Raw genomic sequence first — 1363 nt, 5'->3', positions numbered from 1 at the left:
CGGCGACCGCGACATCGCGGTGGTCCGGCAGGTAATTTCACGAGTTAGCGATGCCCATGCGAGCGGTACAGGAGAAGGAACGGTTTCACCATGAGTTCTTTGTTTGATTTGACCGGGCGGGTTGCTTTGGTGACGGGTTCGAGCCGGGGGATTGGTAATGCGCTGGCGCGGGCGTTGGCTGACGCCGGTGCCACGGTGGTGTTGAACGGGGTCAATGCCGGGCGGTTGAAGGACGCGGCGGCTGCGATGGCTGCGGAGTACGCGCCGGGGCGGGTGCACAGTGTCGCGTTTGATGTCACGAAGGATAGCGAGGCGGCGCGGGGTGTGGCGTGGGTGGAGGAGAACGTGGGGCCATTGGAGATCCTGGTGAATAATGCCGGGATCCAGCACCGGGTGCCGATGCTGGAGCTGGACGTGAAGGATTGGGAACGGGTGATCGCCACCGATTTGACGAGCGCGTTTTTGGTGGGGAGGGAAGCCGCGAGGCACATGATCGCCCGCGGGCACGGGAAGATCATTAACATCTGTTCGGTGCAGACGGACCTGGCCCGCGCCCACGATCGCGCCGTATGTGGCGGCGAAGGGCGGGTTGCGGAACCTGACCCGGGCGATGACCGCGGAGTGGGCGGCCTCGGGCCTGCAGATCAACGGGATCGCGCCGGGGTATATCCATACGGAGATGACGCAGAACCTGGTGGACGATGAGGTGTTCAATTCCTGGATCCTGGGCCGGACCCCGGCCAACAGGTGGGGCACGGTACAGGATTTGGCCGGGCCCGCGGTGTGGCTGGCCTCGGCCGGTTCGGACTTCGTGAACGGGCAGACGATCTTTATCGACGGCGGAATGACGGTGGTGGTCTGATGACAACGAACACAAAACTCCCGGTTTCCACGCTGCCGGTGTCGGGTGTGGCGGTGGTGGCCCATGCCAGGGGGGATCTGCGCATCGAGGAGGTGCCGTTGGTTCCGCCGGGCCCGGGGGAGGCCGTTATCGAGGTGGCGTTTGGCGGGATCTGCGGGTCGGACCTGCACTACTGGTTGCACGGGGCGGCGGGGGAGTCGGTCCTGAAGGCCCCGCTGGTGCTGGGTCATGAGATTTCCGGGACCGTGGTCCGTGCCGCGGCCGACGGGACAGGCCCCGCCGCGGGGACCCCGGTCGCTGTGCATCCGGCCACGCCCGGGCCCGGTGCCGGGGATATCCGGTATCCGGCGGAGCGGCCCAACCTCTCACCGGGGTGCACGTACCTGGGGTCAGCGGCCCGGTTCCCGCATACCGACGGGGCGTTTGCCCGGTATGTGAACCTGCCAACCCGGATGCTGCGGGTCCTGCCCGCGGGCCTGGACCTGCGTACCGCGGCTTTGA

1 protein-coding gene and 1 pseudogene are annotated in these 1363 nt (G+C 66.8%); both read left to right on the top strand.

Annotated features, from left to right (window positions below; translation table 11 throughout):
- Positions 1–90 precede the first annotated feature (90 nt).
- Positions 91–862: pseudogene (locus ACLKOZ_RS22295) on the top strand (SDR family oxidoreductase).
- Positions 862–1363, top strand: a 502-nt coding sequence (locus tag ACLKOZ_RS22290; RefSeq protein ID WP_436478435.1) for an alcohol dehydrogenase catalytic domain-containing protein, incomplete at its 3' end; no start/stop codon positions are given. The pseudogene ACLKOZ_RS22295 and the gene ACLKOZ_RS22290, both read left to right, overlap by 1 nt.

Source organism: Arthrobacter sp. R4 (assembly GCF_051365025.1).
In the GTDB taxonomy this organism is placed as follows: Bacteria; Actinomycetota; Actinomycetes; order Actinomycetales; family Micrococcaceae; genus Arthrobacter.
Note: the sequence above shows the minus strand (reverse complement) of the source record. Positions and strands in the feature narration are given on the sequence as shown.